The following is a 25,781-nucleotide window of genomic DNA, read 5'->3' as shown; positions in this document are numbered from 1 at the left end:
CGCCCGCATGTCCTCCGTCTTCAAACGCGTTCCTCCGCTGCATCTGCTGATTGCCTTCGAAGCGGGAGCGCGCCATGCGAGCTTCGCGCGTGCGGCCGAGGAACTGTCGGTCACGCCCAGCGCGGTATCCCACCGCATCAAGAACCTCGAAGAGCTGTGGGGCGAAGACCTGTTCGTGCGCACCGGCACAGCGCTGCGGCTGACAGCCGCCGGCACGCGCTATCTGCGCAGCGTGCAAGACGCGCTCAAGAGCCTGCACGAGCTGGCGCGGCCCGAATTCAGCAAGCAGCGCGCACGGCTGCGCGTTGCGATTCCGCCCACGTTCGGGCGCCAACACCTGGTGCCGCGCATTCCCGAGTTCAACACGCTGTACCCACACATCGACATCGAACTGCACCTGGCCATCCCGTTCCTCGACGTGAAGGCTGAGGACACCGACGTCGAAATCCGCTATGGCACCGGCCGCTATCCGGACCTGAAAACGACGCTGCTGCTCAACGAGCCGGTATTCCCGGCATGCGGGCGCGCCTACTTCGAGCAGATCAGCGGCAACACCATCACCGAGGCCTCGCAACTGCTGAACCTCACGCTGCTGCGCAGCCCATTGGAGCCGTGGCGCCCATGGTTCGAGGCTGCCGGGCTGGATGCGCCGGAGCCGGCTACCGGCTCGCTCTTCAATGACATCGGGTTAATGCTGGAGGCGGTGGCGTCCAACCAGGGTGTGGCGCTGGTGCGGCAGGAGATGGCGCGCAACTGGCTCGCCTCGGGGCAGATCGTGCGGCTGCTGGACATCGAATCGACCTCGCCGCATGCTTATTACATCGTCCAGCGCGAGCAGGCGCCCATGAAGCCCGAGGCGCAGCATTTTGTGGATTGGTTGCTTGGGCTGGATTGGTAGGCGCTCATCAGCGGTGGAGCCCTATCAGGCCAACTACCGCTTAGGGCTGACCGTCAAAACGGTACGCCGAGAAGGCTTTGTTTACGGCTCCTGTGCTGAGTTGGCGCGTTCGTTTGACCTTGCAGCACCGCGATGAACCACATTGGCCGTTTGCGCGAGCCAAATTCATCGCAGCAAAAGTCCTTAACACGCCGCACGGCGCGGCGGCCGGGCTATAGTGCCTCCCACCCCGGCCACCGCTGTCGGGCAGAACCATGAGAGACACCCCATGAATGCGCCGCTGCCCTCCAACACCCGCGACCTGTCTGCGCTGCAGGCTGAGCTGACTGCCGCGCTGGCGCAGATCGTGTCCGACGACGCCCTGCTCTGGGAGCGCGAAGACACCACCCCGTATGAATGCGACGGCCTCGCCGCTTACCGGCAGGTGCCACTGGCCGTGGTGCTGCCGGACACCGAGGCGCAGGTCGTTGAGATTCTGCGTGTCTGCCACCGCATGGGCGTGCCCGTGGTGCCGCGCGGCGCGGGGACGAGCCTGTCGGGCGGCGCAATGCCCACGCCGGGCGGGCTGGTGTTGTCGCTGGCCAAGTTCAAGCGCGTCATCAAAGTCGACCCGTACACGCGTACGGCGGTGGTGCAGCCGGGTGTGCGCAACCTCGCCATTTCGGAAGCAGCCAACCCACACGGGCTGTACTACGCACCCGATCCGTCGTCGCAGATTGCCTGCACCATCGGCGGCAACGTGAACGAGAACTCGGGCGGCGTGCACTGCCTGAAGTACGGCCTGACCGTGCACAACGTGCTGCGCGTGCGCGCCGTGATGATGGACGGCGAGGTGGTCGAATTCGGCAGCGAGGCGCCGGACGCACCTGGCCTGGACCTGCTGGCCACCGTGATCGGCTCCGAAGGCATGCTGGCCGTGGTGACGGAAGTGACCGTGCGCCTGATCCCCAAGCCGCAGCTTGCACAGGTGATCATGGCGAGCTTTGACAACGTGGAAGCCGGCGGCAATGCCGTGGCCGACGTGATTGCCGCAGGCATCATCCCGGCCGGGCTGGAGATGATGGACAAACCCGCCACGGCGGCGGTTGAAGAATTCGTCCGCGCCGGCTACGACCTGGACGCCGCCGCCATCCTATTGTGCGAATCCGACGGCACGCCCGAAGAGGTGGCCGAAGAGATCGCGCGCATGAGCGAGGTGCTGCGCGCCTCGGGTGCCACGCGCATCCAGGTTTCGCAAAGCGAGGCCGAACGGCTTAAATTCTGGAGCGGCCGCAAGAATGCCTTCCCGGCAGCCGGACGCATCTCGCCCGACTACTACTGCATGGACGGCACCATCCCGCGCAAGCACATCGGCACGCTGCTCAAGCGCATCCAGGAGATGGAGCAGAAGTACGCGCTGCGTTGCATCAACGTCTTCCACGCGGGCGACGGCAACATGCACCCGCTCATTCTCTTCAATGGCGAAGATCAGGACGAATGGCACCGCGCGGAGTTGTTCGGGTCGGACATCCTGGAGACCTGCGTGGAACTCGGCGGCACCGTTACCGGCGAACACGGCGTGGGCGTGGAAAAGCTCAGCTCGATGTGCGTGCAGTTCTCGGCCCAGGAGCGCGACGCATTTCTGTGCGTGAAGGCCGCCTTTGACCCGGCGCGCCTGCTGAACCCCGACAAGGCCATCCCTACGCTCGCGCGTTGCGCCGAATACGGCAAGCTGCACGTGCGCAACGGCCTGCTTCCGCACCCTGACCTGCCGCGTTTCTGAGCTCCGCTGAGCCAGCCATGAGCCAGAACCCGTCCCGCACCAGCCGATGGCACGCGCACAACACGCGCCTGGGGCAATACCTCGGCAAACCTGAAGAGGACGGTTGGCGCCGCCAGTGGTACGTCATCATCTTCGAGGCTGAGACGCGCGCAGGCAGGCAGTTTGACGTGACGCTGCTGATCGTCATTCTCGCCAGCGTGCTGGTGGTGATGCTCGACAGCCTGCCCAGCATGCACGACCGCGCGGGCACGCTCTTCGCAGTCATCGAATGGTTGGCCACGCTGCTGTTCACGGCCGAGTACGTCATGCGCATTCTGGTGGTGCGCAAGCCGTGGCGCTATGTGCTGAGCTTCTACGGCGTCATCGATTTCGTCTCGATCCTGCCGACCTGGCTTGCCGTCTTCGCGCCGGAAATGGCGTACCTGATTGACGTGCGCCTGCTGCGTTTGCTGCGCGTGTTCCGGGTGCTCAAGCTCACGATCTACTTTGAAGAAGCGCAGGTGCTGCTGCGTGCGCTCGTCAATGCGCGGCGCAAGATTTTTGTGTTCCTGGGCACGGTATTCATCATCACCATCATCCTGGGCACCGTGATGTACGTGGTGGAAGGGCCGGCGCACGGCTTCACCAGCATCCCGGTCAGCATGTACTGGGCGGTGGTCACGCTCACCACCACGGGCTTTGGCGACCTGGTGCCGAAGACCCCGCTGGGGCAGTTCATCACCTCGCTCACGATCCTGCTCGGCTACAGCATCATCGCGTTCCCGACCGGCATCATCGGCGCGGAACTGGTATCGAGCATGCGACAGGCCGCCCCTGCCTCAGCGCAGCCTCTGCCCACCCGTGCGTGCACCCATTGCACCACTGACGGCCACGACACCGATGCCGCATTCTGCAAGCGCTGCGGCACCAAGCTTCCACCCCACCCACCCGAGACTGCGAACAGCCAGTGAGCTGCGCACCAGAAGGTTCGTCATGCCAACCACGCCAGACACCGCCCTTTCGCCCACGCTCGCGCGCCTGCGCGATGCTATCGCGCAGGCTGCCGACAGCCACACACCCCTGACCTTGCGTGGCGGCGGCACCAAGGATTTCTACGGCCGCGCGCCAGCATCCAACGGCACCGTGCTCGACACACGTGAGTGGTCCGGCATCGTCGACTACGACCCCGCTGAACTGGTCATCACGGCGCGCAGCGGCACGCCACTGCCCGAGATCGAAGCCGCACTGGCCGAGCATCGGCAAATGCTGGCGTTCGAGCCACCGCACTTTGCCGCAGACGGCAAGCAGGCAACAGTGGGCGGCGCGTTTGCATCGGGCCTGTCCGGCCCGCGCCGGCAATCGGTGGGTGCGCTGCGTGATTTCGTGCTCGGCGCGGTCGTGATGGATGGCCGCGGCGACATGCTCAACTTTGGTGGCCAGGTGATGAAGAACGTGGCGGGCTACGACGTCTCACGCCTGATGGCCGGTGCGCTCGGCACACTCGGTCTGGTCGTGCAGGTGTCGCTCAAGGTGCTGCCGATGCCGTTCTGCGACGCAACGCTGCGTTTTGCCATGCCGCAAGCCGAGGCCATCGACACGCTCAACCGCTGGGGCGGCCAGCCGCTGCCGATTGCCGCGTCTGCATGGATCGACGGTGCGCTGTGGGTGCGCCTGTGCGGTGCTGATGCCGCCGTGCGGGCAGCCATCATCAAACTCGGTGGCGAGCGCGTTGACGATGCACAAGCCATTACGTTCTGGCACGGCCTGCGCGAGCAGTCGCACACGTTCTTCGCGCGCGCGGTGCAAGGCAACCAGCCGCTGTGGCGCATCGCCCTGCCCCCGGCCACGCCGCCATTGGCGCTCGGGCATGCATCCGCCAACGAACAGCTCGTCGAATGGGGTGGCGGCCAGCGCTGGTGGATCGACACAGCAAACGCATCTGCCGACATCATCCGCGATGCTGCCCGCAAGGCCGGCGGCCACGCCACGCTGTTCCGCAATGGCGACCGTGCCAGCGACATCTTCACGCCCGTCGCCGCGCCGTTAATGGCTGTGCACAAGCGCCTGAAGGACAGTTTTGATCCGCTCGGCATCTTCAACCCCGGCCGTCTGTACGCTGATTTCTAACGCGCGCTCATCATGCAAATCACGCTCGCTGCGTTCCTGCGCAACACCCCACAGGGCGAAGAAGCCCAAAGCATCGTGCAGAAGTGCGTGCACTGCGGTTTCTGCACAGCCACCTGCCCGACCTACCAACTGTTCGGCGATGAGCTGGACGGCCCGCGCGGACGCATCTACCTGATGAAGCAGGTGCTGGAGGGCCAACCCGCCGGCGAGGCCACGCGTCTGCACCTGGACCGCTGCCTGACCTGCCGCAACTGCGAATCGACCTGCCCGTCCGGCGTGACCTACGGGCGCCTGGTAGAGATCGGCCGCAAGATCGTCGACGACCAGCTTGATGCGAAAGGCAAATCGCGCCCCCTGGGCGAACGCGCTGTGCGCTGGGCGCTGCGCGAGGGGCTGACACGGCCAGCACTGTTCGGCTCCGCGCTCAAGCTCGGACAGGCGGTGCGGCCGATGTTGCCGCAAGTGCTACGCAACAAGGTTCCGGCCAAGCAGCCCCACGCCGGCATGCGGCCAGGCACCGCGCACGCACGCAAGATGCTGCTGCTCGAAGGCTGCGTACAACCGGCCATGTCGCCCAACATCAATGCGGCCACGGCGCGCGTGTTCGACAGGCTGGGCGTGCAGCTCATCAGCGCCGACCGTGCCGGCTGCTGCGGCGCCATCCGCTATCACATGAACGACCACGCGGGCGGCCTGGGCAACATGCGCGCCAACATCGACGCGTGGTGGCCGCACATCGAAGCGGGTGCCGAGGCCATCGTCATGACGGCCTCCGGCTGCGGCGCGATGGTCAAGGAATATGGCCATCTGCTGCGCGACGATCCGGCCTATGCCGAGCGCGCGGCGCGCGTGTCCGCCATGACGCGCGACCTGTGCGAGGTGCTGCCGGCGTTCTCGCAGCAGCTTCTGCAGAAGGCCAAACCCGAAGCACAACGCCCGCGCGTGGCATGGCACCCGCCCTGCACACTGCAGCACGGTCAGCAGATTCGCGGGGCGGTGGAAACGCTGCTCGGCTCGCTGGGCGTGGACGTCAAACTCTGCGCCGACAGCCACCTGTGCTGCGGCTCGGCGGGCACGTATTCGGTGCTGCAACCGGAGCTTGCCTACCGCCTGCGCGACGACAAGTTGAACAAGCTGCAAGCCACGCAGCCCGAGCGCATCGTCACCGCCAACATCGGCTGCGTAACGCATCTGCAGAGCGGCACGGACACGCCGGTCGAGCACTGGATCGAGCTGGTCGACCGCATGCTGGCCTGAAACGAACGCAGCCGGGTTCTATACTTGGCGCTTCGTTTCGCCCGGAGGCCCCATGCTGCAAACCTTCGCGATCCTGTTGACGTTCCAGTCAATCGGAGAGCTGCTGACGTATTCCCTGCACTTGCCGGTGCCCGGCCCGGTGATCGGCATGGTGTTGTTGCTCAGCTACCTGCTGGTGGACAAGGGCCGCGTGCTTGAAGTCATGCAGGGCACCGTCAACGATCTGCTGCGGCACCTGACCATCCTGTTCGTGCCGGCCGGTGTGGGCGTGATGACACAACTGAACCGCATCGGGCAGGAATGGCTGCCGATCGTGGTGGCGACGGTCGTGTCGACGTGGTTGTCGATTGCTGCAGGGGCGCTCGTCACACGTGCGCTGATGCGCCGCATGGGTGACCGGAGCGGCCCCCACGAGGAGCTTGCCCCATGAACGCGATGGCTCCGAACCTTCACCAGCTCTGGGTCTACCTGTCAGCCAGCCCCCTGCTGGGCCTGACCGCCACGCTCATCGCATACCTGATCGGCGTGCGCCTTCATGAGCGCAGCCACTTCAACCCGATGGTCAATCCGCTGCTGATTGCGGTGGTCATCCTGGGCACACTCCTGACGCTGACGGGCACGCCGTACAAGACGTACTTCGACGGCGCGCAGTTCGTGCACTTCCTGCTGGGGCCAGCCACAGTGGCGCTGGCGGTGCCGCTGTTCCAGCAATGGGCAAAGCTGCGCCGCCACGCGCTGCCGCTCATGGGCGGACTCCTCGCCGGATCGGTCGTGGCGGTGGTGTCAGCCGTGGGTATCGCGTGGCTGCTGGGTGCATCGCCCGAAACGCTGCGCTCGATGGCACCGAAATCGGTGACGATCCCGATCGCCATGGGCATCTCAGAAAAGATTGGCGGCACACCGACGATCACGGCTGTGCTGGTGCTCATTACCGGCATTGTCGGCGCGACCACAACAACGCGGCTGCTGAACCTGCTGCGCGTGCGCGAGTACAGCGTGCGCGGCTTTGCGACCGGCATTGCGGCGCACGGCATTGGCACGGCGCGCGCGTTTCAGGTCAATCCGGAGGCGGGCGCGTTCTCAGCGCTGGGCATGGGCCTGAACGGCGTGCTGACGTCGGTGCTGGTGCCGCTGCTGGCGGGCTGGATCCCGCACTGAGTCGCGCCTCCCTCTGCCCGGCATTTCACTGCCTGGGCAACGTACAACACCCTCACGCACGCTCACGCACCCTCCTGAACGCTCCTGACAGAACGCTGTCAGGAGCCCCCCGCCAGAATCGCTCCAACTCAACCGGCAATGGCACCCCCAACCGCCTGCGCCACCCATCGGAGCGAACACCATGGCAAGCGTCATCAACTGGTTTGAAATTCCCGCCAACGATTTCCCCCGCGCGGTGAAGTTTTACGAGAACGTCTTCGACACGCAGCTCAAGCAGGAAGACATGGGCGACCTGACCATGGGCGTGTTTCCGGCGGGTGAGACGACAGTTCACGGTGCGCTGGTCAAGGGCGAAGGCTTTGCGCCGTCGGACAAGGGCAGTGTGGTCTACCTGAACGCGCCCAACCTGGACGCCGTGCTGGAGCGCGTGAACGGCAGTGGCGGCCAATGCGTGTTCGGCCCGATGACGCTGCCCGACCACATGGGCCGCATCGCTCACATCGTCGATACCGAAGGCAACCGCATCGGCCTGCACGAGCCGGACGCCAAGACGCAGGCGTACCTGCTACAGCAGTAATGCCCCCAGGCCGGCGCGCGAGCGTCGGCCTGACTTACCCAGACAGAGAAAAACACCATGCCGAGTCAGTCCCCGTATCTCATGCGCGCCGCCGATATTGCTGCGCGCACGCAGTCGTTTTCGCATCCCTGGAACAGCCTGTCGGAAATCCACGGCACCATGATGGGCCGGCTGCTGGGGCTCAAGCGCACCGGCATCAATTTCGCGCGCGTGCCGCCGGGCAAGGAATCGTTCGTCTATCACTCACACCAGCGCGAAGAGGAATGGATCTACATCCTCTCGGGCGAGGCGCAGGCCGAGATCGCAGACAGCATCTTCACCGTACGCTCGGGCGATTTCATGGCCTTCCCCACAGGAATCGCGCACCACCTGCGCAACTGCGGCAAGGAAGACTTGCTCTACCTGTGCGGCGGGGAACATCTCAACATCGAGATTGCCGATTTCCCGCGGCTGGGCAAGCGCATGCTGCGCCGTGGCGAACAGGTCGACGTGGTGGATATCCACCCGCAACGCGAGCTGACGCCCTTCGGCGCATAAGGAGAAAGATCGTGCGGATGGCGCGCGGCAAGAAGCCCACTACAATGCCGCGCATGACCCGCCGCGCCGACCGCCTGTTCCAGATTGCTCAGATCCTGCGAGGCCGCCGTTTAACCACGGCGGCCATGCTGGCCGAACGCCTGAGCGTGTCCGAGCGCACGGTGTATCGCGACATCCGTGATCTCTCCGTCTCAGGCGTACCAATCGAAGGCGAGGCCGGCATCGGCTATCGCATGCGCGCCGGCTTCGACATTGCGCCGCTCATGTTTACCGCCGATGAAGTTGAGGCTCTGGTGGCCGGCGCGCGGATGATCAAGGCGTGGGGTGGTGGCACCATGGCCGATTCCGTAGAAGCGGCGCTGGAAAAGCTGATGGGCGCCCTGCCCGCCGAGCGCCGCACCGAAGCCGAGACCACGCGCATCTTCGCGCCTGGCTACGGCATGGGCAGCGAGGTCAAGCAGGTGTTTGACACGTTGCATGCCGCGCTGGGCCGCCACGCCGTTGCGCGGCTCTCCTACCGCGATGTGCAAGGCCAGTTGACCGAGCGCTGCATCCAGCCGCTTGGGCTGTTTTTCTGGGGACAAGTCTGGCTGGTGGCCGCATGGTGCGAGCATCGCCAGGACTACCGCACGTTCCGCCTCGACCGCTGCGTCAAGGTCGATATTCTGGAGCGCCACTTTGCCGAATCCGCCGAGCGCTCGCTGGCGGATTTCATGCGCAAGGTGCGGGGGTCGTCGGACTGACGCAACCTCAGGCGGGATCCGGCTCCGCCAGCAGTCGCTCAATATCGTCGGCGATCTCTTCCGGCTTGGTCATGGGCGCATAGCGCTTGTAGACCGTTCCGTCGCGGCGCAGCAGAAACTTGGTGAAGTTCCATTTGATCGCTCCGATGCCGAGCACGCCGGGCTTCTCAGACGTCAGCCACTTGTACAGCGGATGCGCGTTCGACCCGTTCACGTCGATCTTGCCGAACATCGGGAACGACACACCGTAGTTCTTTTCGCAGAACGCGCCGATCTCGTCTTCGCCGCCGGGCTCCTGCTTGCCGAACTGGTTGCACGGAAAACCGAGCACCTCCAGCCCCTTCTCATTGAGCCGCTTGTACACCGCCTCCAGCCCCGCGTATTGCGGTGTGAACCCGCACTTGCTTGCCGTGTTCACGATCAGCAGGACCTTGCCCTTGTACTGCGACAGCGGCACGCGCTGGCCGGTCAGTGAATCGGCTTCGAATGCGTAGACGTCACTCATGGCTACTCTCCGGAAGATTGCGCAAGCAGGAGTGCTCCGCATCTCGGCAGAATTGTAACGGCCCGCGCGTGGGCGGGCCGTTGAGGTCGGAATCAACAGATCAGTGCTTGTCGGTTTCAGAGAACCAGAAGGTACGTTTGCGCTTGCCGAGTCCCTTGGGGATGACCTTCACCGGCGAAAGCGCTGATCCGCCACCGCCAGAACCCGTTTGATTGCCGCAGCCGAAGCACACCGGCACCGGCGTCGTACCGCCGTTGCCGTTGCTGACCAGGATCACGCCATAGACCGACGAGGGCGGGAACCCGCCACCGTCAAGCAAGACGGAGCGACTCGGGTTCTGGCCAGTCCCGGTGAGGAAGCTCACGGAATAGGTGCGCGCAACGCCAAGGTTCGGATAGCACGTGCCGCTGGTCGGAACCGCAGGCGTATTGGTCCCGAAGGTGGTGTAGCCGCCTACCGTCAGCGGCGCGTTCACAACCTTTTCGCCAGCATTGGGCAGGGTGACGAAGAACCCTGACCCCGAGCCGTCATACGTCTGCGACGATGCATCAAAGAGGTTGGCCTCCGTGAGCGGCGTCCAGCCCGACGGCATGCTGCCCAGGTTCGGGTCTTTAACCATGTAGAAGCGGTTGACCACGTTGTAGGCAACACCGGGCGTAGGCGAAGCCGAATAGAGCGGATGCTCGCGGTCGCCGGTTCCGGCCAGGACGGCATTAAAGCCAGCCGTGGGAACGACGTCGGGCGCGTAGAAGAATTTACGGGCGTTGTTCGTATTGGCAGCGCCGCCCAGCGTGGCCAGCTTGGTCAACGTCCAGTTGGCGGGAGCGTTGCCGGCGCTGGTTTGGAAATCCACGCGCCAGATATTGCCGCCAACATCGCCCGCGTAGGCCATTTGGATGTTGCCGCTGCCAGTGCGGTCGACCACGGTGACATCCGACGGAATCGACCGCGTGAGCGCCGCATTCGTTACGCAGACGCCGGCCACGCCGGTGCAATTGGCCAGCGCACTCCAGACCGGCGTTCCGGTGTAGGCGTCGAGCACGATAATGCCGCGCCCTACCGAGTCGCTGCTCGGTGCGGGATCACTGTCTTCAGATGCTGCGTCATAGCCCGCGCCCATGATCAGCAACGGGCCCGAATACCCAGCCACCGTCATCAGACGCGGCTTGGACCAAGTCTGACCAAGCTCCGGGATGTCGGTATTGCTGCGCGACCACAGGTAGCGCGGATTGACGGGGTCGGTGACGTCCAGCGCGTACAGCAGCGCGCCGCCACGCCGCGCGCTCAGGTAAAGGACCGTGTGCGGGCTCGCCGGGTTGCGCTGGTCCTGCATGACGGTGGTGCTGCCGTCAAAAAAATCGTCGCGCGGCGTCGGCGTCGGCGTAATGCCAGTCGGCGTGGTGGAGAGCTTGATTTCCGGCGAGTTGGCATACAAGCGGCTCAGCTTGCCAATGAACTCGGGCGGAATGAAGCCCCACAATTCCCCGCCTGGGCGCACGCCATTGATACCCGCCTTCTGATTGCCGTTGACGGCGTGGAACACGCCATCATTCGCGCCGTAATACACGACAACATTGGGTGACGTTGAGGTGCCGTAATTCACAACGACGGGGCGTGAGTGCAGCACGTCGCCATGGATCGAGGGACGAATCGTTATCGGCGAGGGGTTCTTGCTTGTTGCCGACGCAGCCGGGCCGGGCTTTCCCTCGACGCCAGCGTTGGTGTCATGGTCCACCAGATTAACGTCACGGCCCAGCACCCAATTGATGAAGTTCAGTTGGTCGGACGAGACAATAGTCGGCGCGCCATTGGTGCTGTTATAGGAATTGATGGCATTGAGCCCCTTGCTGCCCGTCAACCACGTATTACCGGTGTTGAACGACGGCATGGCCGTCGATGTCGGGCACGCACCCACGCCATTGCAGGTCAGCAGGTTTCGCTGCGACTGGTCAGTCAGGTACTGGGCACGCAGCATCTCGCCCGCGCCGCCTTTTTCGACAACCTCACCGTCGGGGGAATCAAACGCCCCGCCAACGCCCGCCGGACTGTTCTGCCAGAAGCCGGCGCTTGGCCAGTTTGCAACGCCACTACTGCCATAGCTCGATCCCGAGAATGACAATGGCGGCTCCCCCGTCCAGAAGCTGACGGCGTTGGGTGACATAAACCCCGTGCCAGCCTTGCTCAAGGCGGCATTGCCAGCGGAGTCCGTCAGCATGAGGTTGCCGCTGGTGTCATAGCCGACCTGATATTGCTTGAGGTTGCCCATCCAGCGCGGTGCAGCGGTGGCATCCGGGCGGAACATGCCGATGTACACCTGGTTCAGAAACTGCCCTTGCGCATTGACCGCCGCCGGCAAGCTGACCGAGGCAAACACGCTGTTGACCGCCTGCACTTCATTGAGGATCTTGAGAATGGCATCGGCCAGCGCGCCCGGCTTGCCCAACTGCACGTAGGTGTCTGAACCACCGCCGTTGGTGGACATGCTCTGATCAAAATTGGCGTAGTCCGAGTTGTTGCCGTCCGACACCGTAATGGTGTACGTCGTCACGTTCTGCGGGTACGTCGCCGTGCTCCCTTTCAGATCGGTCTGATACATGTAGCGCGCCCATTCGTCGCCCCAGTTCGACGCGTACTTGCTACCGTTGGGAATGACGATCTGCTGCATCTGCGCAGTCGTGGGCGTAGGCACGGCGGCCTGCAGCGCGCTCGCCATCTGCGAGTCGCTTTCCGCCGGGTGGCCGCTGTTGGTCGCGTTGGCGATGTAGATGATGTAGTTGCGCTGGCACGGATTGGTGATCGGCGAGGTGTAACTGGTGCCGGACAACCCGGTCTTGCCGGCATAGAACGCCCAGGCCTCTTGCATTGCGCCAGAGGTCTGCACGTTGTTCCCATTGAGATCGCTTGGGAACTTGTTCTGCATGTACGCGAGGAAGCTGTTGATTCCGTTGGCGTCCATCAACTGCAGGGCCTGCGGGCTGGTCGAAGGAAACCTGAACACGCCCCCAGGGCTCTTCGGGTCAAACATCATCAACCCGAGGTTGAAGTTCCCCAGCAATGGAGAATTGGCGGTGGTCCCAATCGACTGCAACGCCCCATACAGCGCGCATTGCTCGGCCCCCGAGCTCTTGGTCGGATTGGAGACCGTCAGCCCCTGCGCCCCGCACGTGAAGGTGGCGTTGGCATCGGAGTTGGCGCCGTCATCAAAAATAATGAGGACGTTCGGTTTGCCCGACTGTGGCGTCAGTCCGGTATAGAGATCGATGTCTTCCGCACCGGCAGGCTGCGAAGCCGCCAGCGCAAGCGCCAGGGTTGCCGTAGCGGCAAAAGCAAGTCGTTGGGCAATGGAGCGCATATGGGTTCTTCCTGGTTTGCGCGGAGGCTTAGGGGCAAGCGGTGCCGGTCAACACGCGAACGGCAACACCCTGGTGCAACTGGGTGCTGACTGCCGTGCCATTGGCGTCATTGACGCTGGCGACAACATCCCACTGCGTTGCACTGCAATTCGACTGGCCGCCCGGCGTACCGGCGGCGGTCAGGATGCCGGTGTCGGAGTTGTTGTTCACGCCACCGAAGCAAGATGAATCAGTGGCGAAGTTCGGGTTGCTCGTGTCCGTGGTCAATTGCGTGTTGGCAATTGCTTTGGTAGCCAGGCAAGTGGGCGCCGCAACTTGCGCGGTGTAGTCCGTCTTGCCATCGCCGTTCACATCCACCGGCACGCTGGTGGCGACCGGGTTAGAGGTGAAATCCACGCTGATGACCTGTTCGATGCCCTGCTGCGCGGCGCTGCGCGCTTCTACACCGTATTGCTGGTTGGCGGCGATCTTGGTATTGATCACGCCCGAGTTCATCATCATCACGACGATGCCCATGAAGATCGCCAGGAAGATCAGCGTGACAACGAGGGTCACGCCGGACTGACGTGCCGAGTGGCGAACCGATAAGCGCCGCATGGCTACCTACTCCCGTGGGCCGGCAACATTGGCAACACGCGCGAGTTCTGCATAGACATGTCGCTTGTAGCCATCGTTGAAAGAGGGGGTGAGCGTGCCGCGGCCCATGTCGTAGGACCGCGTATCCGTCCAGCCCGGTGACGCGCTCAGCGTGCGCGCAAGCACGTTGATGCGCACGGCGGTCACGTTGCTCCAGTTGGTCGTGGCAGAGGCGAGCCAGTTGTAGCCGCCCACGTTTTGGCACGCGGTGCTGTTGTCGACGCCCGGATCGGCGACATAGCAATCGGGCGAGCCATTGCCGTCCACGTCAACGCCATAGGCAAAATGCACGTCGTCGATGCCCTGGGCAATCGAGTTGGGCGGCTGCTGCATCGCGCCGTTGGAAAATTCAACCATCTTGAGCGTGCGAATGCTGTCGCCGCCCGTGCCGCAGAGGTCGCATGTGGCGAGATAGAACGCGCGCACGCTGACTTGGCGCACATCCGCCCGCTTGTTGCAGGTCTTGTCACTGAGGGTGAAGTCTGTCGGGGTCGCGCTGAATACGAAGGGCACGGTGTCTGTGCCGCAGAAAGAGTCCTGCAGATAGGCTTGGCCCGCTACGGCCGCACTCGCCGGAATTTTGGTGCTCGACACGCGCCGCACCACCAGGATCTCCGAATTGGCCCACCGGTTGGGCAGGCATGGCGCTGCGTTCGCGCCCGGCGCGTAACCATAAATAGCCACCGGCACCGTCGCCGGGCTATTGCTGAAGCCAAGGGCGTTGGTAGCAGCGGCGCAGACATCGGGCGTGGCAAGTGCGGAGGTACCCAGCAGATTCAGACCGCCGAGAAAGCCTCCGAGCCCGACCTCCTGGCTGATGATGTCGAGCGCATAGCGGCCGTTCTCGATCTGCGTGGCGCTGTTGCTCAGTTGCACGCGCGATTGCGAGGTCGACGCATACAGGCTTGCCAGCGCGGTGAGCAACAACAGCCCCAGCGTCATGCCGACCATCAGTTCGATCAGCGACATCCCGCGCTGCAGGTGCCGCAACGTGCGATTTGGGGTCATGACAGCACCCCCATTCGCACCTGCACGCTGATGGCGCGGCGGTAGGTTTCGTCACCGAAATTGCCGCTGCCGCATGGCAACGAGGGCGCCACGGTCTTGATCACGCCTTGCCACACGACCGTCACGCGATAGATCTGGTTAACAGGGTCAACGGCATCGATACAGCCGCGCGCGCCGATCATGGTGCCAAGGGCAACGGCACCGCTTGCGGCGGTCTCGGTATTGCCGAGCAGCGCCTTATTCCAGTCGGAAAAATCGGTCGACACGGTGGCTTTCTGCGCGGCCGTGCCCGTCGTGCAACTCGGTGCCGAGGTACCACCCGTGCCAACCGTAGTGGTGGTGCCCGCCACCGCGTAGCACGTAGCGACCTGGCGGTTGGCGTTGATCCGCGCGGCCATGTCCTGCAACAGCGTCAGGGCTTGCACGCGCTGGTAAGACTCCATCTCCGACTGGTTCGAGCGCACCATCATTCCGGCAGCGCCCAGCAGCGCCACTAGCAAAATCACCACCGAGATCAGGATCTCGATCAGGGTCGAGCCGCGCTGCTCGGCCTTGCGCAACCGGCGATGGAGCAAGCGTGCGATGTCGCTCATGTGCATGCCCCCGAAACCACGGCAACGCGTCCCGTGCCGCCCACCTGCACACAACTCGGCGAAACCGATTGCGACGAACCTGTCGGCGTAATCTGAAACGTGACGCCGCCCGCGGTGGGCCGGCCATCGTTACCGAACGACAGCGTGGTGCCACTGTTCGTCGCAATGGTGACGCCGCTGTAGGGGCCGAATGTGCGAATCAACGTGGCGGATGTGCCAACCTTCAGCGTCCAGCCGGCGGCCCAGTTGCTGGTAGTCGACACCGTTGCGATGGCGTTCTGTTTGACCGCCTCCGCCCGCGCCAATGACACGGCTGACGACAAATCGAACGACGCATTGCGCGTCGCCTGGGTCGCGATCATGCCTGAGAAGGACGGCACGGCAATCGTCACGAGAATGGCGAGCACGGCTAACGTGACCATCAGCTCGGTCAGCGTGAAACCTCGGGTGGGCTTGCGCAGCGTATCCATGGCTTGCCTCATTTCCAGCAGTTCAAGGCGCCAGTGGAAGCCGCCTTGGCACCAGTGTTCGTCAGGGTGAGCGTGCCGCACGTGGTGTCGTTCGTCTGCTGCGAACCTTTCGGATTCGCGGCCAGTTGGTATGACGGCGGCACGCTGCTGGCGCTCAGCAGGAAGGTGTAGTTGGGCGCAACGTTGGCCGGTACGTTGCTGGCGTACTGCAGAGCCGCCAAGTCCGGCGCATAGGCTCGATTGTCGAGCAGGTAGCGCTCCTGCGCGGCCGCCACTTCCTGCATGAAGGATTCCGCCGCTGCCCGATTGGAGCGGACGATGTATTGGACGTAGCTGGGATAAGCGATGGCGGCCAGGATGGCGACGATCGCCACCGTGATCATCAACTCAATCAGCGTAAAGCCCCGCGCCGCTTGCGCGCGCAGGCGTATCGGCTTGCTTGCCACGTTTTCTACCCACCCGTATTTGCTGATGCACTTATCGTTTTAGTACGCACGCCCTCCAATGAGACCCGGGACGTGCGCTTGCCCTTCAAACGGCAATTCTCGTCAAATATTAAGGAACCGGAATGAATTTTGGGTGACGCAGTATGGGGCGCAAACGTTATGCGCCCCAAAATACCTCAAATGATGTAGTGATTTGACTACGTCACACCACGTTCAAGTGCTCGGTACCGGCCGAGAGGTCGGTCTGGCCACCGCGCTTGCTATGCAGCTTGATCTGCAGGCGCAAGTCGTTGAGCGAGTCTGCATTGCGCAGTGCATCTTCGTACGTGATTTTGCCTTCCTCGTACAGCTCGAACAGCGCTTGGTCGAACGAAATCATCCCCTGCTCGCGCGATTTCTTCATCACCTCTTTCAGTTCGTGCACTTCGCCCTTGAAGATGAGGTCCTGTACCAGCGGCGTGGCCAACATGATCTCGACCGCCGGCACGCGGCCCTTCTTGCCATTACGCGGCAACAGGCGCTGCGCAATCATGGCGCGCAGGTTCAAAGACAAGTCGATCAGCAGTTGCTGACGCTTCTCTTCGGGGAAGAAGTTGATGATCCGGTCGATGGCCTGGTTCGAGCTGTTCGCGTGCAGCGTGGCCAGACACAGGTGGCCGGTTTCCGCATACTGAATGGCGTATTCCATCGTGTCGCGATCCCGGATTTCGCCAATCAGAATCACATCCGGTGCCTGACGCAGCGTGTTCTTCAGGGCCACGTGCCACGACTCGGTATCGACGCCCACCTCGCGCTGCGTGACCACGCAGTTCTGGTGCGCGTGCACGTATTCCACCGGGTCTTCAATGGTGATGATGTGGCCGTACGAATTCGCGTTGCGATGGCCCACCATGGCCGCCAGCGAGGTCGACTTGCCCGAGCCCGTGGCGCCCACCACGATCACCAGGCCGCGCTTGCTCATCACGATCTCATTGAGCAGCGGCGGCAGATCCAACTCGCCCAGCGTCGGGATCTTCGTGTTGATGGTCCGCAGCACCATGCCCGCGCGGCCCTGCTGTATGAACGCCGACACACGAAAACGCCCGGCGCCCGGCGCCGTGATAGCGAAGTTGCACTCGGAGCTTTCTTCGTACTCGCGCAGTTGCTTCTCGTTCATGATCGCCTTGACCAGACCGATGGCCTGGCCCGCGTTCAGCGGCTGCTGCGAGATCGGCGTGATTTTGCCGTCCACCTTGATGGCGGGCGGAAAATCTGACGTGATGAACAAGTCCGAGCCACGGCTGCTCACCATCAACTGCAAAAGTTCGTGGATGTATTTGGTGGCGGCTTCGCGGTCCAGCATGGCGTGCCCCTCCTTGAAATCGATGATAGGTCGCAGTGGCGACCGTCAATGCGTCAGCTAGCGAACGCGTCCGGGTTCTTGGCGATAGCGCGTGCGTCTGCGTAGTTGATCGCCGAGCGCTTGATGAGATCGCCCAGACACTGGTCGAGCGTCTGCATGCCCATGCCGCTGCTGGTCTGCATCATGGAGTACATCTGCGAGATCTTGTTCTCGCGGATCAAATGGCGGATGGCCGGCGTGGCGATCATGATCTCATGCGCCGCAATCCGGCCCGAGCCGTCGCGCGTCTTGAGCAGCGTCTGCGAGATCACCGCCTCCAGCGATTCGGAAAGCATGGTTCGGACCATCTCCTTCTCGTCCGACGGGAACACGTCGACGACCCGGTCGATGGTCTTGGCCGCCGAGCTGGTGTGCAGCGTGCCGAACACCAAGTGGCCCGTTTCTGCCGCGGTAAGCGCCAGGCGGATGGTTTCCAGATCACGCAATTCGCCAACCAGGACGACGTCCGGGTCTTCACGCAGTGCAGACTTCAACGCATTGGCGAACGAGTGCGTATGCGGCCCGAGTTCGCGCTGGTTGATCAGGCTCTTCTTGGATTCGTGCACGAATTCGATCGGGTCCTCCACCGTGAGGATGTGGCCCATGTCGTTTTCGTTGCGGTGGTTGACCATCGCCGCCAGCGTGGTCGACTTGCCCGAACCGGTCGGGCCGGTGACAAGCACCAGGCCGCGCGGCTTCATCGACAGATCGGCAAACACGGCAGGCGCCTTCAGGTCATCCAGCGACAGCACCTTGGACGGAATCGTCCGGAACACGGCCGAAGCGCCGCGGTTCTGGTTGAAAGCGTTGACCCGAAAGCGCGAGAGGCCCGGGATCTCAAACGAGAAGTCGACTTCCAGGTTTTCTTCGTAGACCTTGCGCTGCCCGTCGCTCATGATGTCGTACACCATGGAGTGCACGTCTTGGTGCGTCAGCGGCGGCACGTTGATCCGGCGCATGTCGCCATGGATCCGGATCATCGGCGGCAGTCCGGCCGACAGGTGCAAGTCCGACGCCTTGTTCTTGGCGGAAAACGCCAAAAGCTGCGCGATGTCCATCTTATAATGACCCCCGACTTTTTTATGTCGCCCGGGCGTCGCAATGGCGCCTCCAGACGCGCTCCGAGCCGTTGATTTGACGTGCCGGAACCTTGTTTATTTGTAACAAACGTCGCCGGATTATGTCTGTAATCGCAGCCAACTTGCAAGCCGTGCGTCAACGGATCACAACGGCCTGCACACTGGCTTCGCGCGATGCTGCGGGTGTCACATTGCTGGCCGTTTCCAAGACGTTCGACGCCGATGCCGTACGCGCCGCGCATGCCGCCGGCCAACGCCTTTTCGGCGAAAACTACGTGCAGGAAGGCATCGCCAAGATCGACGCGCTGGCCGACCTGCGCACGGGTGCCGACCCGATCCACTGGCACTTCATCGGCCCGCTGCAAAGCAACAAAACGCGCGCCGTGGCGGAGCAGTTCGATTGGGTGCACAGCGTCGACCGGCTCAAAATTGCCGAACGCCTCTCGGCCCAGCGCCCCGACCATCTTCCACCTTTGCAGGTCTGCCTGGAAATCAACGTCAGTCGCCAGGCCAGCAAGCATGGATTGCCGCCCGATTTTGGCGAAGTGCTGGCTGTGGCGCGCGCTGTGACGGCCCTGCCCCGCCTGCAACTGCGCGGCCTGATGGCTGTGCCTGAGCCCAGCGACGATCCCGCCGCCCAGCGCCAGCCTTTTGCCGATCTGCGCGTGCTGGCGGATCGGCTGCGCGAGGCCGGCATCCCGCTCGATACGCTATCGATGGGCATGTCCGCCGACCTGGAAGATGCAGTGGCAGAGGGCGCCACCATCGTGCGCGTCGGCAGTGCCATCTTCGGCGCGCGACATTATGCAAACGCCTGAATTCCTGCTTTCTCTTTCACCATCACTCTCATGCTCGACACTCTGAAACTCGGCTTCATCGGCGGCGGCAACATGGCGGCGGCCCTTATCGGCGGCCTGATTGCCAAGGGCGCGCACGGCGCCAACATTGTGGTGGTTGACCCGACCGAGCCGGCCCGCAGCCGCGCTGAACAAACCTGGGGTGTCCGCACCGCTGCTGCCCCGGGGGCCGAGCTGGCCGACCGCGACGTGATCGTCCTGGCCGTGAAGCCGCAGCAGATGCGTGAGGTGTGTGCGCAACTGGCGCCGCATCTGCGTGACAGCCTGGTGCTGTCGGTGGCGGCGGGTATTCGTATCCAGGATCTGTCGCGCTGGCTGAATGACCATGTGCGTGTTGTGCGCGCGATGCCCAATACACCTGCGTTGTCAGGCCTTGGCATGACGGGTCTGGCGGCCAACGCCGGTCTGTCGGAGCGTGATCGCGCGACGGCCAGCGCTGTTGCCAACGCTGTCGGCAAGAGTGTGTGGGTACCTGCCGAGGCGCAGATTGATGCGGTGACGGCCATCTCGGGTAGCGGCCCGGCCTATGTGTTCTATTTCATAGAGGCGATGCAGCAGGCGGCTCAAGAGCTGGGGCTATCGGCTGAAGATGGGCGCACGTTGGCGGTGGAGACGTTTATTGGCGCTGCCACGCTGGCCGGGCAATCGACTGAACCGGTTGAAGTGCTGCGCGAGCGCGTGACCTCCAAGGGCGGTACGACCTATGCGGCGCTCACTGCAATGGAAGGTGCTGGCATCAAGGCGGCCTTTGTGCAGGCCATGCATGCCGCGGCGGCTCGCGGTAAGGAGATGGGTGAGGAGTTTGGGCGGGATTGAGGTTTTGGAACTGGGTTTTTGGTGACGGGTTGTGTTAGTGGCGTCCCTTTCGCCCTCCTGCAGGGAACGAAAGGGACGCCACTAGCGCCTTAGCGCAGCAAATACCCAACCGCCACCCCGGCAAACAAGCAAGCCCCCAGCCAGTTGTTATGCCGGAAAACAAAGAAGCACTTCATCCGATCCCGCGTCTGCAGCATCGGGTAATACCAAAGCGCCAACGCCACGGCGGCAGCAAACCCAATCCAATACGCCACACCTAGCGCCATCACATGGCCGGCCCAGGCCATGATCCCGAAAAACCCGACGTAGCAGAGCATGATCGCCGCCACGTCATAGCGGCCGAAGGTAATCGCCGACGTCTTGATGCCAATGAGCAGATCGTCATCACGATCCACCATCGCATAAGCCGTGTCGTAGGCAATGGCCCAGAACACATTGGCCACGAGCATCAGCCACGCAAGCACCGGCACCTGATCCTGCACCGCCGCGTACGCCATCGGAATCCCAAACCCAAACGCAATCCCCAGGTACGCCTGCGGAATCGCAAAGAACCGCTTGAAGAACGGATACGTGCCGGCAATCACGATGGCCGCCACCGACATCCACTTGGTCAGCGCATTGAGCGGCAGGATCAGCGTGAAAGCGACGAGCGACAGCGCCGCAGCCACGGCCAGTGCTTCCCATGGGGCGATCAGTCCAGCGGTGAGCGGCCGTTCTCTGGTGCGTTTGACGTGCTTGTCGAAATCGCGGTCTGCCCAATCATTGACGGCACAGCCGGCCGAGCGCATCAGGAACGTGCCGACCGAGAAGATTGCCACCAGCGACGGCGGCGGATGCCCATCGGCGGCCATCCACAGCGCCCACAGCGTCGGCCACAGCAGCAGCAGCGTGCCGATCGGTTTGTCCATGCGCATCAGGCGCGCGTAGAGCATGAGGCGGCTGGGTTGGGCAGCGGACGATTGCATGGGAAATCACCAAAGAAAAATGGCGCCTGCACGAGGCAAGGCGCCATTTTAGTCCCGATGACTTGGGGTTGAGGATTCAGGCTCAGGCCAGATCGAAACGGTCCAGATTCATCACCTTGACCCACGCTGCCACGAACTCACTGAGGAAGCGTTCCTTGCCGTCGGCGCTGCCAAACACCTCGGCCAGGGCACGCAGGATCGAATTGGAGCCAAACACCAGATCGACGCGCGTGCCGGTCCACTTGAGCTGACCCGTCTTGCGGTCGTAGCCCTCATAGATGTCGCCGACGGCCTTCCATTCGGTGCCCATGTCGAGCAGGTTGACGAAGAAGTCGTTGGTCAACGCACCCGGCGTGGCGGTGAACACGCCATGCTGGCTGCCATCTGCATTGATGTTGATGGCACGCAGGCCACCGATCAGCACGGTAAGCTCTGGCGCGGTCAGCGTCAGCAACTGCGCCTTGTCGAGCAGCAGGACTTCTGCCGGCATTGCGTACGCCGCCTTCTGATAGTTGCGGAAGCCATCGGCAACGGGCTCGAGCGGTGCGAACGAAGTGGCGTCGGTCTGTTCGGCGGTGGCGTCAACGCGGCCCGGCGTGAACGGCACGGTGAGGGTCGTGCCGGCTGCCTTGGCGGCCAGCTCGATCCCCACGCCGCCGGCCAGCACGATCACGTCCGCCAGCGAGGCCTTGCCCGAGGCCTGCTGAATCGCTTCGAGCTTCGCCAGCGTGCCGGCAACCGGTTGGTTGACCGCCCAGTCGGTCTGCGGCGCCAAACGGATGCGCGCACCATTTGCGCCACCACGCTTGTCCGAACCACGGAAGGTCGAGGCAGAAGCCCAGGCCACCGCGACAAGTTCCGATGCCGACAGGCCCGAGGCGGCAATCGTCGCCTTCAGGTCGGCAATATCGGCCGCCGTCGGCTTGTGCGTTGCGGCCGGCAGTGGGTCTTGCCAGATCAGGTCTTCACGCGGCACTTCCGGACCGAGGTAGCGGGACTTGGGCCCAAGATCGCGATGCGTGAGCTTGAACCAAGCGCGCGCGAACGCTTCAGCAAACGCCTGCGGGTTGTCGAGGAAGCGGCGCGAGATCTTCTCGTACGCCGGGTCGAAACGCAGCGACAGATCGGTCGTCAACATGGTCGGGCGGCGCTTGGGCGAATCGGGCGTCGGGCCTGGAATGACCGCCTCGGCATCCTTGGCCACCCACTGCAGCGCACCGGCCGGGCTCTTCTCCTGTACCCATTCGTACGCGAACAGGTTCTCGAAGAAGTAGTTGCTCCATTGCGCGGGGGTTTGCGTCCAGGTGACTTCCAGCCCGCTGGTGATCGCGTGGGCGCCCTTGCCAGACTCATAGGTGCTGGCCCAGCCCAGGCCTTGGGCCTCGAGCGGCGCAGCCTCGACGTCGGCGCCAAGGTGGTTGGCGGCGCCCGCGCCGTGCGTCTTGCCAAAAGTGTGGCCGCCAGCGATCAACGCGACGGTTTCTTCGTCGTCCATTGCCATGCGGGCGAAGGTGTCACGAATGTCTTTCGCAGCCGCAAGCGGATCGCCGTGAGCATGCTCCGGACCTTCCGGGTTCACGTAGATCAGGCCCATCTGCACAGCGGCGAGCGGGTTGGCGAGGTTGCGGTCGCCCGAATAGCGGGTCGCGGCCAGCCAGGTGCTCTCATTGCCCCAATAGACATCGTTGTCCGGTTCCCAGGTGTCTTCACGGCCCGCAGCAAAGCCGAAGGTGCGGAAACCCATGGTTTCGAGTGCCACATTGCCCGTCAGGATCAGCAGGTCGGCCCACGAGATCGCCTGGCCGTACTTCTGCTTGATCGGCCACAGCAAGCGACGCGATTTATCGATGTTGACGTTGTCGGGCCACGAATTGAGCGGCGCAAAGCGCTGCTGGCCCCGGCCTGCGCCGCCGCGGCCATCGCCCGTGCGGTACGTGCCGGCAGCGTGCCAGGCCATGCGGATGAACTGCGGGCCATAGTGGCCGAAATCTGCCGGCCACCAGTCTTGCGAATCCGTCATCAGTCGGCGCAGGTCGGCTTTGAGCGCGTCGTAGTCGATCGACTTGAACGACTCGCGGTAGTCAAACTTGGCGCCGAGCGGATCCGACTTCTCGGAATGCTGGTTCAGCAAATCCACGCGCAGCTGATTGGGCCACCAGTCCTTGTTGGACGTACCGCCACCGAAGGCGTGGGAAGCAGCGGGGGCATGGCCGGAAAACGGGCATTTAGCTTCAGTCGTCATGGTTCTCTCGTTTGGGTCATGGGGGTTGATGCAGCCCCTCCCGCAACACAGCGGGCTCGCGGGTGGGGCACCATTCGCTGCTGTTGAAACGCCTGCCGCAAACTTGGCGGACGGCCGTCAAGCCAGTCTTATGCCAGAAGCGAGCGCAGCATCCACGCGGTCTTTTCGTGCGTGTCCATACGTTGCGTCAGCAGATCAGCGGTCGGTTCGTCAGCGGCCTTGTCGACATCCGGGAACAGGCTGCGGGCGGTGCGCGTCACGGCTTCGTGGCCGGCCACCAGCTCGCGCACCATGTCCATCGCCTCAGGAATGCCCTTCGATTCCGGAATCGACGACAGCTTGGCGAACTCCGAATACGAGCCCGGCGCCGGATAACCCAGTGCGCGGATACGCTCGGCCACCGGGTCGACGGCATTCCACAGTTCGTTGTACTGCGTCTCGAACATCAGATGCAGCGTGTTGAACATCGGGCCGGTCACGTTCCAGTGGAAGTAATGCGTCTTCAGATAGAGCGAGTAGGTATCGGCCAGCAGGCGCGACAAGCCTTCGGCGATCTTCTTGCGATCCTTGTCAGCAATGCCGATGTTGATCTGGGCGGCGGCAGTCGCGCCGCTGTTCTTCTTTGCCATCTGGATTCCCCTATTGAAGTGGTGTGAAAAAACGCGATGCCCGCTGATTCAGCGTCGGGCCGTGCGTGCGCCAGGCCCTCTTTCGGTTGCCACTCGCGCGGCAAGTTCCGATCGTCGCCTCGTCCCGTGACGAAACGCAACGCGGGTGGCAACTGAACAATCAGGCGCTCAACTGCACGATACCGTGCAGGAGCACGATCGTAGCGCCGGCGGCCACGATGGTCAGACCGATCTGCTTGCGCACCCACTTGCGTTGCAGGCGGGCGGATTCTGCGACACGCATGCCGCAGCCACCGGCTGCACTGCCAGGCATGCCAGACAGCGTCGGCACCTCAGCTTGCGAAGCGCGCACGGTGCCCACAAACCCCTGCCATTCCGAAACAAACATTCGCACCATTGCCACGATTCTTTCTCCTTGCGACCCTGCGCCGTCCTGGCGTCCCACACCACAGGTGAGGGCCACCTCTTACAGCCATCCGATCAGCGCGATTCACCATAGGCGGCGAGCCATTCCAGCACGGTCGCAACAGCGTTTGAGGCAAGGTGCAAAGACATGACTGACTCCATGGTTTGGAGGTGAGCGATGGGGCTCACCATGGAAGATAGTCTACCTTCAGCCTATTGCTTAGTTAATTTGATTGTTTTTATCTATCAATTAGGCGTGCGCTATTGCCGTCACAAAGTGTGACGGTGTCAACGTAGCGGAGGAAATTAGAAAATAGCGAAGTAGGCTAGAAAATATCAAAGTTGCTCTTCAACACTGAATCGCCCAGATCCGCGTCCCCAGCCGCGCTAGCGACAACTCGTGGATGGATGAATTTCGCACCGCGCGAACAAACGCCTCCCGACTACGAGGCGCGACCTCTTAGGGTCGCGTACCAAGCGACGCTAGGACACCGACAGCGGTATGCTGTATGCAGACGAGACGGAGAAAGCGATGCCGACTGACAAACTCGGGCGTTTTATGACCAGCAATCTGTTCCTAGTACGCGCTAACGCGGCAGTTGCCCAGGCAGTGCATCGACTCAAGGAACAGAACATTTCACCCACCTACATCCAGCGCGCGCGAAACAATGAGTTGGAAGCTCAGCCTACCCCTAGCACCGCGCAGGAGTCCAAGGAAAGAAAGTGATCCTTGAGCCATAAGTTTGGCGTACTCTGGGCATGACCGTTTTCAGGGGCCGTCCTGCTTCCAGCGCCTAAACCCGGGATTTTCGGAGGGCTGTATATCGAGCCTCAGGATCCAATCATCCCTCAAGAAATCGGACAATCCGATCTAGCCATTTGCGCTGCTTAATTTGGCACTCCCAGACCGTCGCAACGCTCCATCCCGCAGCACGCAACTTGCGCAAGTTGCGACGATCACGACGGCGGTTAGTGTCGATCTTTTGTTGCCAAAACTCGACATTACTTTTCGACTGCGCCTTGCCGTACTTGCATGTGTGCCCATGCCAGTAGCACCCATGAACAAAAAGAACCTTCGCTCGGGCCGGAAACACCAGATCGGGGGTACCGGGGAGCCCTCGCTTATGCAGCACGTATCGATATCCCATTCGGTGCAAAGTTGATCGCACTTCGACTTCGGGCTTGGTGTTCTTGCTGCGTATGCGGGACATCAGACGACTTCGGCGATCTGGGGTTACCCGTTCCCCTTCAAGTCATTGCGATTCTGCGTGACGGGCACGAAGAAAGCGCGCGGCTCCAGTACGGCGCCTGATACCCCGCCACAGGAGGCAGCGCCTTCAGCCCGGAGAGCGAAGGAG

27 protein-coding genes are annotated in these 25,781 nt (G+C 63.0%); 13 read left to right on the top strand and 14 right to left on the bottom strand.

Translation table 11 applies throughout. The features are described from left to right. Window positions 1–7: 7 nt before the first annotated feature. The 10 genes from PSUB009319_RS16605 (at window position 8) to PSUB009319_RS16560 (ending at window position 9,038) form a co-directional block, all read left to right on the top strand. Entirely contained in the window at window positions 8–898 is an 891-nt protein-coding gene (locus PSUB009319_RS16605) for a LysR substrate-binding domain-containing protein (RefSeq protein ID WP_124383298.1), read from the top strand. Window positions 899–1,166: 268 nt separating this feature from the next. Then, window positions 1,167–2,660: an FAD-linked oxidase C-terminal domain-containing protein gene (locus PSUB009319_RS16600; RefSeq protein WP_124383297.1), complete on the top strand. Its 1,494-nt coding sequence runs from the start codon at window positions 1,167–1,169 to the stop codon at window positions 2,658–2,660. A 17-nt stretch (window positions 2,661–2,677) separates the two neighbouring features. Continuing rightward, window positions 2,678–3,610: an ion transporter gene (locus PSUB009319_RS16595; RefSeq protein ID WP_124383296.1), complete on the top strand. Its 933-nt coding sequence runs from the start codon at window positions 2,678–2,680 to the stop codon at window positions 3,608–3,610. Window positions 3,611–3,632: 22 nt separating this feature from the next. Further along, a complete protein-coding gene (glcE, locus tag PSUB009319_RS16590) occupies window positions 3,633–4,766 on the top strand; it encodes a glycolate oxidase subunit GlcE (RefSeq protein ID WP_124383295.1) in 1,134 nt (377 codons plus the stop codon). Window positions 4,767–4,778: 12 nt separating this feature from the next. Beyond that, complete coding sequence (gene glcF, locus PSUB009319_RS16585; RefSeq protein WP_124383294.1) at window positions 4,779–6,023, top strand: glycolate oxidase subunit GlcF; 1,245 nt, start codon at window positions 4,779–4,781, stop codon at window positions 6,021–6,023. Between the two features lie 52 nt (window positions 6,024–6,075). Continuing rightward, window positions 6,076–6,453 carry a CidA/LrgA family protein gene (locus PSUB009319_RS16580; protein ID WP_124383293.1) on the top strand — a complete coding sequence of 126 codons (378 nt, stop codon included), beginning with the start codon at window positions 6,076–6,078 and terminating at the stop codon, window positions 6,451–6,453. Next, the gene (locus PSUB009319_RS16575) at window positions 6,450–7,181 is read left to right on the top strand and encodes an LrgB family protein (protein ID WP_124383292.1); all 732 of its coding nucleotides are present in this window, start codon (window positions 6,450–6,452) and stop codon (window positions 7,179–7,181) included. Before PSUB009319_RS16580 ends, PSUB009319_RS16575 begins: the two co-directional genes overlap by 4 nt. Window positions 7,182–7,362: 181 nt before the next feature. After that, window positions 7,363–7,758, top strand: a complete 396-nt coding sequence (locus PSUB009319_RS16570) for a VOC family protein (protein ID WP_124383291.1) — start codon at window positions 7,363–7,365, stop codon at window positions 7,756–7,758. A gap of 57 nt (window positions 7,759–7,815) precedes the next feature. Then, window positions 7,816–8,295: a cupin domain-containing protein gene (locus PSUB009319_RS16565; protein WP_124383290.1), complete on the top strand. Its 480-nt coding sequence runs from the start codon at window positions 7,816–7,818 to the stop codon at window positions 8,293–8,295. 44 nt (window positions 8,296–8,339) lie between these two features. Further along, entirely contained in the window at window positions 8,340–9,038 is a 699-nt protein-coding gene (locus tag PSUB009319_RS16560; protein WP_124383289.1) for a YafY family protein, read from the top strand. A gap of 7 nt (window positions 9,039–9,045) precedes the next feature. Here the strand turns inward: PSUB009319_RS16560 and PSUB009319_RS16555 are convergent, their stop codons facing one another. The 9 genes from PSUB009319_RS16555 to PSUB009319_RS16515 all read right to left on the bottom strand — a co-directional run bounded on the left by PSUB009319_RS16555 (window position 9,046) and on the right by PSUB009319_RS16515 (window position 18,488). Continuing rightward, on the bottom strand, window positions 9,046–9,543 hold the full coding sequence (locus PSUB009319_RS16555) for a glutathione peroxidase (protein ID WP_124383288.1): 498 nt from the start codon (window positions 9,541–9,543) through the stop codon (window positions 9,046–9,048). Window positions 9,544–9,643: 100 nt separating this feature from the next. Continuing rightward, on the bottom strand, window positions 9,644–12,895 hold the full coding sequence (locus PSUB009319_RS16550) for a pilus assembly protein (RefSeq protein ID WP_124383287.1): 3,252 nt from the start codon (window positions 12,893–12,895) through the stop codon (window positions 9,644–9,646). A gap of 28 nt (window positions 12,896–12,923) precedes the next feature. Then, window positions 12,924–13,493: a PilX N-terminal domain-containing pilus assembly protein gene (locus tag PSUB009319_RS16545; protein ID WP_124383286.1), complete on the bottom strand. Its 570-nt coding sequence runs from the start codon at window positions 13,491–13,493 to the stop codon at window positions 12,924–12,926. 6 nt (window positions 13,494–13,499) lie between these two features. Beyond that, the gene (locus tag PSUB009319_RS16540; RefSeq protein ID WP_124383285.1) at window positions 13,500–14,540 is read right to left on the bottom strand and encodes a PilW family protein; all 1,041 of its coding nucleotides are present in this window, start codon (window positions 14,538–14,540) and stop codon (window positions 13,500–13,502) included. Then, window positions 14,537–15,133 carry a type IV pilus modification protein PilV gene (pilV, locus tag PSUB009319_RS16535; RefSeq protein WP_124383284.1) on the bottom strand — a complete coding sequence of 199 codons (597 nt, stop codon included), beginning with the start codon at window positions 15,131–15,133 and terminating at the stop codon, window positions 14,537–14,539. The genes PSUB009319_RS16540 and pilV overlap by 4 nt, the downstream gene beginning before the upstream one ends. Then, window positions 15,130–15,603: a GspH/FimT family pseudopilin gene (locus PSUB009319_RS16530; protein ID WP_124383283.1), complete on the bottom strand. Its 474-nt coding sequence runs from the start codon at window positions 15,601–15,603 to the stop codon at window positions 15,130–15,132. The genes pilV and PSUB009319_RS16530 overlap by 4 nt, the downstream gene beginning before the upstream one ends. Before the next feature lie 8 nt (window positions 15,604–15,611). Then, window positions 15,612–16,049, bottom strand: a complete 438-nt coding sequence (locus PSUB009319_RS16525) for a type IV pilin protein (protein ID WP_124383282.1) — start codon at window positions 16,047–16,049, stop codon at window positions 15,612–15,614. A 202-nt stretch (window positions 16,050–16,251) separates the two neighbouring features. Then, window positions 16,252–17,391, bottom strand: coding sequence for a PilT/PilU family type 4a pilus ATPase (locus PSUB009319_RS16520; protein ID WP_124383281.1), 1,140 nt, complete (start codon window positions 17,389–17,391; stop codon window positions 16,252–16,254). 53 nt (window positions 17,392–17,444) lie between these two features. Beyond that, window positions 17,445–18,488, bottom strand: coding sequence for a type IV pilus twitching motility protein PilT (locus PSUB009319_RS16515; protein WP_124383280.1), 1,044 nt, complete (start codon window positions 18,486–18,488; stop codon window positions 17,445–17,447). Window positions 18,489–18,610: 122 nt separating this feature from the next. On the opposite strand from PSUB009319_RS16515, the gene PSUB009319_RS16510 reads away from it, so the two are divergent. Both PSUB009319_RS16510 and proC read left to right on the top strand, forming a co-directional pair. Then, entirely contained in the window at window positions 18,611–19,327 is a 717-nt protein-coding gene (locus PSUB009319_RS16510; protein ID WP_124383279.1) for a YggS family pyridoxal phosphate-dependent enzyme, read from the top strand. Between the two features lie 30 nt (window positions 19,328–19,357). Continuing rightward, the gene (gene proC, locus PSUB009319_RS16505; protein ID WP_124383278.1) at window positions 19,358–20,182 is read left to right on the top strand and encodes a pyrroline-5-carboxylate reductase; all 825 of its coding nucleotides are present in this window, start codon (window positions 19,358–19,360) and stop codon (window positions 20,180–20,182) included. Window positions 20,183–20,271: 89 nt separating this feature from the next. Here proC and ubiA read toward each other — a convergent pair whose 3' ends face one another. The 4 genes from ubiA to PSUB009319_RS16485 form a co-directional block, all read right to left on the bottom strand. Continuing rightward, on the bottom strand, window positions 20,272–21,147 hold the full coding sequence (gene ubiA, locus PSUB009319_RS16500; RefSeq protein ID WP_124383277.1) for a 4-hydroxybenzoate octaprenyltransferase: 876 nt from the start codon (window positions 21,145–21,147) through the stop codon (window positions 20,272–20,274). Window positions 21,148–21,229: 82 nt separating this feature from the next. Beyond that, a complete protein-coding gene (gene katG / locus PSUB009319_RS16495; protein WP_124383276.1) occupies window positions 21,230–23,389 on the bottom strand; it encodes a catalase/peroxidase HPI in 2,160 nt (719 codons plus the stop codon). Window positions 23,390–23,517: 128 nt separating this feature from the next. After that, the gene (locus PSUB009319_RS16490) at window positions 23,518–24,018 is read right to left on the bottom strand and encodes a Dps family protein (RefSeq protein WP_124383275.1); all 501 of its coding nucleotides are present in this window, start codon (window positions 24,016–24,018) and stop codon (window positions 23,518–23,520) included. 160 nt (window positions 24,019–24,178) lie between these two features. Beyond that, entirely contained in the window at window positions 24,179–24,421 is a 243-nt protein-coding gene (locus tag PSUB009319_RS16485; protein WP_124383274.1) for a hypothetical protein, read from the bottom strand. Between the two features lie 534 nt (window positions 24,422–24,955). Here PSUB009319_RS16485 and PSUB009319_RS16480 point away from each other — a divergent pair. Further along, entirely contained in the window at window positions 24,956–25,150 is a 195-nt protein-coding gene (locus tag PSUB009319_RS16480; RefSeq protein ID WP_124383273.1) for a hypothetical protein, read from the top strand. 115 nt (window positions 25,151–25,265) lie between these two features. On the opposite strand, the gene PSUB009319_RS16475 is transcribed toward PSUB009319_RS16480, so the two are convergent. Further along, window positions 25,266–25,634, bottom strand: a complete 369-nt coding sequence (locus PSUB009319_RS16475; RefSeq protein WP_124383272.1) for a very short patch repair endonuclease — start codon at window positions 25,632–25,634, stop codon at window positions 25,266–25,268. Window positions 25,635–25,781 lie beyond the last annotated feature (147 nt).

The organism is Ralstonia sp. SET104, assembly GCF_003851545.1.
Classification (GTDB): domain Bacteria; phylum Pseudomonadota; class Gammaproteobacteria; order Burkholderiales; family Burkholderiaceae; genus Ralstonia.
This window is presented reverse-complemented; position numbering and strand designations above follow the sequence as displayed.